7 protein-coding genes are annotated in these 7207 nt (G+C 43.1%); 5 read left to right on the top strand and 2 right to left on the bottom strand.

Annotated elements, in window-relative coordinates; genetic code table 11:
* Window positions 1-1089: 1089 nt before the first annotated feature.
* Together PLL47_RS14160 and PLL47_RS14155 are read right to left on the bottom strand one after the other, a co-directional pair.
* Window positions 1090-1839: a hypothetical protein gene (locus PLL47_RS14160; protein WP_324447100.1), complete on the bottom strand. Its 750-nt coding sequence runs from the start codon at window positions 1837-1839 to the stop codon at window positions 1090-1092.
* Between the two features lie 459 nt (window positions 1840-2298).
* Window positions 2299-3117: a CRISPR-associated protein Cas4 gene (locus PLL47_RS14155; protein WP_324447097.1), complete on the bottom strand. Its 819-nt coding sequence runs from the start codon at window positions 3115-3117 to the stop codon at window positions 2299-2301.
* A gap of 141 nt (window positions 3118-3258) precedes the next feature.
* Here PLL47_RS14155 and PLL47_RS14150 point away from each other — a divergent pair, with 141 nt between their 5' ends.
* The 5 genes from PLL47_RS14150 to cyaB form a co-directional block, all read left to right on the top strand.
* Window positions 3259-3999 (top strand): helix-turn-helix domain-containing protein, encoded by a 741-nt coding sequence (locus PLL47_RS14150; RefSeq protein WP_324447096.1) that lies wholly within the window; start codon window positions 3259-3261, stop codon window positions 3997-3999.
* Between the two features lie 41 nt (window positions 4000-4040).
* Window positions 4041-5090: a hydroxymethylglutaryl-CoA synthase gene (locus PLL47_RS14145; RefSeq protein ID WP_324447094.1), complete on the top strand. Its 1050-nt coding sequence runs from the start codon at window positions 4041-4043 to the stop codon at window positions 5088-5090.
* Window positions 5091-5106: 16 nt separating this feature from the next.
* Complete coding sequence (locus PLL47_RS14140; protein WP_324447092.1) at window positions 5107-6279, top strand: acetyl-CoA acetyltransferase; 1173 nt, start codon at window positions 5107-5109, stop codon at window positions 6277-6279.
* Window positions 6280-6285: 6 nt separating this feature from the next.
* Window positions 6286-6684: a Zn-ribbon domain-containing OB-fold protein gene (locus tag PLL47_RS14135; protein WP_324447090.1), complete on the top strand. Its 399-nt coding sequence runs from the start codon at window positions 6286-6288 to the stop codon at window positions 6682-6684.
* A gap of 119 nt (window positions 6685-6803) precedes the next feature.
* Window positions 6804-7207 (top strand): class IV adenylate cyclase (gene cyaB / locus PLL47_RS14130; protein ID WP_324447088.1); only part of this gene is annotated, 404 nt, incomplete at its 3' end.

Below are 7207 nucleotides of genomic sequence, written 5' to 3'. Positions count from 1 at the left end.
AGATGAGAAAATGTCAAAATATTATGTGGAATAATTAAATGGTCAGGACACTAGGAGTCCGAATCAGATAAGCTAAGCCTTAAATATACGCAAAGCTAACATAACTCATGCCTCTTAGGGCGTATTTTATGGAGTTCGGCTGAACCTGGAAAGTTTATTTGAACTCCATAAATCTCTCTTACCTCACTCCTTATAAGTTTTCTGTTTAGGTTAACAAACAATCAGAAAGGATGTTGTGTTTATGATTTTTTTTTCGGAATTATTACTTAATAGGTCGAATTGTTTGAGGCCGTGGAGAGAATACTTATATATTCGTACTCAACGCATGTCATCTCTTAATCTTAAAAAATGAGATCTGTTGTTTTTAAGAAATGTACTAACTTGCTTTTTTCATTGCTCTATAATTTTTCCCATCTGCCTCGGTTTAGAAAAACTTGGACATAAGAGACGAATTTGAAACACAGTGCTCAGAAAAGGTACATTCCGGACAGAACTTCTCTTCCGTTTTTTCAGGCATGAATCCGGCTTTTATTTTCTCGACTCATATAAGCCACTCAAAACATGAAGCTATTAATTTTTCCTGAGTTTCCGTCCTCAATATTCATATCATGCTAAAAATCGTTTGATAGATTAGTGTTAATTTTAAGGTGATCTGCTGTCTTTATTTATAATGCGTATGATCAGAATTATAATTAAATAAGGAATGAGAGATTCCATTAGAGATATAAGAGCAATCATCACTGCAAGAGCAATTGAGAACTCAGGTTCGAGCAAATTTGAAATATTAATCATTAAAAAAACGGTAAATAAAGCGATATACAGTAGTTGATAAGATTTTTTCATCATGATAATTTCACCATAATAAATTTTCAGCTTGGATAAATTTATTTACATTTATATCTCTGTTTAAACTCTGGTTATTTTTTATAATTAGGGGTTTCAGAACCAATTTTTAGGATCAGAAATTCAACTGGTTATTTGGATAAGCACGCCCTCATTATTTAAAAAAGATTGAGGGCTTTGTGCTTAAAGCTCCCAGTAACTACTTTGCAATCCAATATTTTATAGTGATTTTTTAAAATTGTTTAGTTAATTTGCAGACCAGAGGAATTGGTAATTCCCATTTTTATCGCATGTTGATTTAACTGTGATGTATTTATCTTGAATAACTAGGCCGATACCTTGGTATTCAAATCCCCAATGGAAATTTCCCCTGCCATAAATTTCTGAAAGAGTGCCGCTGGCATAATCATACCCGCCTTCTTCCCAGTTACTGACCTGCCAAATACTTGCAAAACCTCTATCGTACCATGAATCATAATAATAAGCTTTTACAGTATTTCCATTATATCCATAATATCCTCTTGCGTAGATACTAAATAGTCTCAGGCCAGTTGTACTATAGAAATGCTTGTATGCTGTTAGCATAGGAGTATATAAGTAGCTTGTTGTTGCAGTAACACTTTGAGTTATTTTTTTGTTATTTGTTTCTTCTTCCATGCCACTAATGTAAAAATAACTTCCATTTGTGAAAGTTATTTTTGATCCATCTTTTAGTTGATATGTCCTTGAATTGTTTTCATCTGAAACAGTATCGTTCTTTGCAAGATCATTTATTGAAATTTTATCTTTGTTTGCTTCAAAATAATTCGCAATTACATCGTCTGTGGATAAGTTTTTTGTATTGGAATTCAGTGAATCTATTAGCCCTTGTTCCAATTCAGAAGGCTTCTCACTTATCTTTGAGACTTCTTGTGCACTCACAGATGGTATCAATGCCATACCAACCAGTAGTATTACCAAAATTAACATTCCTATTCCAAACCTTTTATTGAACATTCTAATTCACTCCTAGTTCTGGTTATTTTTTCCCTAGGAGGCAGAATAAGGCAAGCTTAAATATACGCTGAGCTAACTAAATTGTGCCTCTTAGGGCAGATTTTATGAAGTTCAGGGAGGCATTGGAAGGCACATCTGAACTTCATGAATTCCTTTTTGTTAATTCCTTATAAGTTTTATGTCCAGGTTATCAAACAATCTGAAAGGATGTTTGATTTATGATTCTTTTTTTCAAAATTATTACTTGATAGGGCGAATTGTTTGAGACTCTGGAGAGAAAACTTATATATTCATACTCAACTTACGTTCTTTCTTACGCTTAAAAAATAAGAACTGTTGTTATTGATAAATATACAAACTGTGTTCAGTTGCACTCAAAAAAGTCCTTACAACTTGTTGCCGAACAACAGTTTTGTTTTTGCCTTTTTATGCTTCAGTCCTTTTCCGCCCTTTTCTGGTTCAGAAAAACTTGGACATAAGGGAAGACTCCGAAACGCAGTGCTCAGAAAAGGTGCATTCAGGACAGAACTTCTCTTCCGTTTTTTCGGGCATAAATCCGGCTTTTATTTTTTCCACACGCCTGCAGATTTTTAATACCTCTCTGCGGTCCGAACTTCGGATAACTACTTTTCTGACTATCCCGAAACTCACATACTCAACAAAGCCAAAAGGAATCTCTTTCCCTGACTCGGCTTCAAGGAGAAGGGCAAGTGATGCAACATGTATTCTATCCGATGCCCACACGCCCTGGAGAGGGCAGCTTCCGGGCCTTATAATAGATGGGACATTCACGCCTTCAAAACAGACTATCTTGGAGGGCGATCCCTTCAGGTTCAGGCGCTCTGAGGAAATGATGGGCTCCGTTTTAACAGGAGTAAGTGCCGCAAGCATGGCGTCTTTTCCGAATTCTTCAAGTCCTTTGATGAGGTTGGCTGCAATTTCAGGAATTTTAGCTCTCGCCCGCGCGTTCCCCTCTTCCAGAAATCCATTTTCTGTGTGTGCAAATTCTTTTGGAAACATTATCGGGAGGTCTTCACGTGCCTGGCTGAGGGCAGCCTCAAGTTCTTCGCGCATGGTATCGGCGTTTAACGAACACTTTTTCACAATTTCCGGATAATTCAGAGAGAGTTCTTTCAGGAGCATTTTCTCGAGCCGTGAAGCGTTAATCTCCGGAAACAGCTCAAATCCGCGGCTGACAAAGTAAACACGGCGCGGGCAATTGATATATAGAAGAAGATCTGATACGCTGATCTCCTGATTCTTTTCATTTGCAGGCATCACATTCAAATTTCTCTTACAAATGTTATAAATTTTTTGATAATGATGATTTCCTCTGCGATAGTTCACGCTCTGCGACAATTGCCGAACTGGCATTCGTTAGATATATATGCTAATGTTTCCTCTTAGATTAAGTAAGTCATGACATCCAATGATTCCTCAGAAAATCTGCGCAACCGGCTCGCGGAAAAAATGGCTGGAGATATCACACTCTCAGAGAAACCCGGAGAGTCCCTGAAGAAGTGGAGGCTAAACTTCGAGATATCCCAGACAGATATTGCAAATTACCTTAAGGTCTCTCCCTCCGTTATCAGTGATTATGAAAGCGGGAGGCGAAAGTCTCCAGGGACACTGATCGTCCGGAAGATCGTGGAGTCTCTGCTTGAAATTGATCTCGAGCGGGGAGGCAAAAAGATTCATGCATATGAATCAATGCTGAGCGCCGAAAGCGGCTCAAAATCAATCTACTCAACCTACGAGTATACTCTCCCGATACAGCTTGCTAAACTGGTTAACCTTATTGAAGGCGAAATAGTCTACAAGGGAGTTGAAAAGCCTCTATATGGTTTTTCTGTCGTCGACAGCCAGCGGGCGATCCTGGAACTTTCTTCACACGAGTTCCAGAAGCTCTATGGCTGGAGTACGGACAGAGCCATGATCTTTACAAAAGTCAGTACCGGAAAATCCCCTCTGGTAGCCATTCGGGTAACCAACCTGAAGCCCGGAGCTGTTGTGCTCCACGGACTCCGTAAAGAAGAGGTCGAACCTGTTGCAGTCAAGATGGCGGAAGTAGACCGTATTCCTCTGGTCGCAACTACAATGGATCTCGATCAGATTGTGCAGCTACTGAAAAAATACAGTCAATACTACGCAAGGGAATGACCCCCTGAAAGATACCCTAAATACTAAAAACAGGTGAAAGCATGGCCATTGGAATTGTATCTTACGGCGCATATGTTCCGAGATACCGCATAAAAATTGAAGAAATTGCCCGGCTCTGGGGTGATGATGCAGAGGCTCTCAAAAATGGTCTCATGGTATACGAAAAATCCGTACCTGATATCGATGAAGACGCAGCAACTATTGCCGTGGAGGCAGCAAGAAACGCAATGGTAAGAAGCGGCGTCGATCCCTCAAGAATCGGGGCGGTGTATACCGGCTCGGAAAGTCATCCTTACGCTGTAAAACCTACAAGCACTATTGTAGCACAGGCTATTGGCGCAACCCCTGAAATGACTGCAGCAGACTTTGAGTTCGCATGTAAAGCAGGAACTGCCGCAGTTCAGGCCTGTATGGGGCTCGTGGGCTCAGGAATGGTCGATCTCGGTCTTGCTATAGGAGCAGATGTTTCCCAGGGAGCTCCAAGTGACGCACTTGAGTACACTGCCGCTGCAGGAGGAGTCGCCTGTCTTATCGGGAGAAAAGAATCCGAACTTGCCGCTATCATTGAAGATACATACTCTTTTACAACAGATACCCCTGACTTCTGGAGAAGAGAAGGAATGCCTTATCCCGAACACGGAGGGCGTTTTACGGGAGAGCCCGGCTACTTCAAGCACGTGACAAACGGAGCAAAAGGTCTTCTCAAAAAGCTCGGAACAAAACCTGAAGATTATGATTATGCGGTCTTCCACCAGCCAAACGGAAAATTCCCGAGCAAAGCTGCAAAAATGCTCGGGTTCACAAAAGCTCAGATTGCTCCCGGACTTGTTGTTCCGAAAATAGGGAATACCTATTCAGGTTCCTGCCTTATGGGAATAGCTGCAACTCTTGACCAGGCAAAGCCAGGCGACAGGATATTTGCAACTGCCTTCGGGTCCGGAGCAGGGTCTGACGCATTCAGCATAACAGTTACAGACAGGATTGAGGAAATCCGAAACAGGGCTCCGACGGTTTCCGAACTTATCAAGGATCCTGTATACATCGACTACGCAATGTACGCCAGGCACAAAGGAAAGATCCGCCTGGCCTGAAAACGGGGTGAATATAATGAGAGACGTAGCAATTATCGGAGTAAAGAATACCAAATTCGGAGAACTCTGGGAGCGTTCCCTTAGAGACATAGTTGTAGAAGCCGGAATAGGCGCTATTGAGGACTCGGGTGTAAGCGGAAAAGATATTGACGCCCTTTATATTGGAAACATGAGTGGAGGCCGTTTTATTGAGCAGGAACACATAGGAGCTCTCATTGCGGACTACTCAGGACTTTCAAGAAACCTTCACGTTCCGGCTACAAGAGTGGAAGCTGCCTGTGCATCCGGAGGTCTTGCCCTTCGCCAGGCTATAATGTCTGTGGCTTCAGGCTACAGCGACATTGTAGTTGCAGCAGGAGCAGAGAAAATGACAGACGTAGGGACTGAAGAGGCATCCTCAGCTCTCGCAGCGGCTGCTGACCGCGAATGGGAAGGCATGGCAGGAGCAACATTCCCAGGGCTCTATGCAATGATTGCAAAGCTGCACATGCACAGATATGGAACCACGAGCGAGCAGCTTGCAGAAGTAGCTGTAAAGAACCACAAAAACGGATCCTTTAACCCTATTGCCCAGTACAAAAACACAATTACCGTAGATGATGTGTTGAAGTCAATAATGGTGGCTGACCCGTTGCATATCTTTGACTGCTCCCCGATAACGGACGGAGCATCAGCACTTGTCCTTGCGCCCGCGGAAATTGCCCACAAATACACCGATACTCCCATTTACATTAAGGCAACCGCACAGGCAAGCGACACCATTGCCCTTCATGACAGAAGGGATATCACAACTCTTGATGCAACCGTAATGGCTGCAAAGAGAGCATATTCAATGGCAAAACTGGCTCCAAAGGACATTGACCTTGTTGAAGTACATGACTGCTTTACCATTGCTGAGATCTGTGCAATTGAAGATCTCGGCTTTGCTGAGAAAGGTAAAGGCGGAATTGTCACCGAAAACGGAGAAACAGCTATTGGCGGCAGGATTCCTGTCAACACCTCCGGCGGCCTGAAAGCCTGCGGACACCCTGTTGGAGCAACAGGCATAAAACAGGCGGTGGAAATCGTAACCCAGCTTCGCGGAGATGCAGGTAAGCGCCAGGTAGCAGGAGCTGAGTACGGGATGACCCACAACGTCGGAGGGTCAGGAGCGACAGCAGTAGTACATATTTTCTCGAGGGAGAGGTGATATTCGATGTCTTCTGTTCCAAGATTCTGGAGAAACCTCGGCAGCAGGTACAATCTTGAAGGGACCCACTGCAAAGGATGCGGGGAATATTTCTATCCTCCGCGCAATGTTTGTGTAAACTGCAGGCGCATGGGTGAGATCGAACCCTTCAAATTCAAAGGCACCGGCGAAATAGTTAGCTATACATTGATTCACACCGCTGCTGAAGGTTTTGAAGGTCAGGCCCCCTATACCCTTGCAATCATTAAACTGGACGAAGGACCTCAACTAACTTCTCAGGTAGTTGGCAACACTGATAAAATTCAGATAGGGACGCGGGTTCGGTCCGTGTTCAGAAAGCTCGGGGAAGACGGCGAACGCGGTATGATCTACTACGGCACCAAATTCGTCCCTGTAGATACCTGAGATATAGTATCCGGATTTTTTCCGGTCCTGGCATCCCAATACTTAATAACGGATTGAATCATGATTAACCACTGTTTAGCCATGATTTAACCATGACTTAACCGGAGATGTCTGGAATTATGATCGAAGTTGAAGTCAAGGTAAAAGCGGATCACTCAAAGATCCGCCCTCTCCTTTTAGAAATTGGGGCAAGTAAGATAGGGGTTGAAGAACAGTCAGATATCTATTTTGCAGCTCCATACCGTGATTTTGCAAAAACCGATGAGGCTCTCAGGATCCGCTCTCTGGGCGGACAGTCTGTGCTGACATATAAAGGCCCCAAACTCGATAAAGTTTCCAAAACCAGAGTGGAGATCGAAACTCCTGTGGATGGAACTGCTGCAGCTAAAATTTTCCACTCCCTGGGCTTCATTGAAGCCGGCGCAGTCCGCAAAAAAAGGGAAATTTTCAGGGCAGGAGAGATTACTGTCTGTCTTGATGCAGTTGAAGGGCTTGGAGAGTTTCTGGAAGTAGAGATTGATGT

The organism is Methanosarcina sp., from assembly GCF_035390745.1.
GTDB lineage: Archaea > Halobacteriota > Methanosarcinia > Methanosarcinales > Methanosarcinaceae > Methanosarcina.
This window is presented reverse-complemented; position numbering and strand designations above follow the sequence as displayed.

What these genes read in the sequence shown, in the direction of transcription:
- PLL47_RS14135 (WP_324447090.1), top strand. Translation starts at nt 6,286, where the DNA reads ATGTCTTCTGTTCCAAGATTCTGGAGAAACCTCGGCAGCAGGTACAAT.
- PLL47_RS14140 (WP_324447092.1), top strand. Translation starts at nt 5,107, where the DNA reads ATGAGAGACGTAGCAATTATCGGAGTAAAGAATACCAAATTCGGAGAA.
- PLL47_RS14145 (WP_324447094.1), top strand. Translation starts at nt 4,041, where the DNA reads ATGGCCATTGGAATTGTATCTTACGGCGCATATGTTCCGAGATACCGC.
- PLL47_RS14160 (WP_324447100.1), bottom strand. Translation starts at nt 1,839, where the DNA reads ATGTTCAATAAAAGGTTTGGAATAGGAATGTTAATTTTGGTAATACTA.
- PLL47_RS14155 (WP_324447097.1), bottom strand. Translation starts at nt 3,117, where the DNA reads ATGCCTGCAAATGAAAAGAATCAGGAGATCAGCGTATCAGATCTTCTT.
- PLL47_RS14150 (WP_324447096.1), top strand. Translation starts at nt 3,259, where the DNA reads ATGACATCCAATGATTCCTCAGAAAATCTGCGCAACCGGCTCGCGGAA.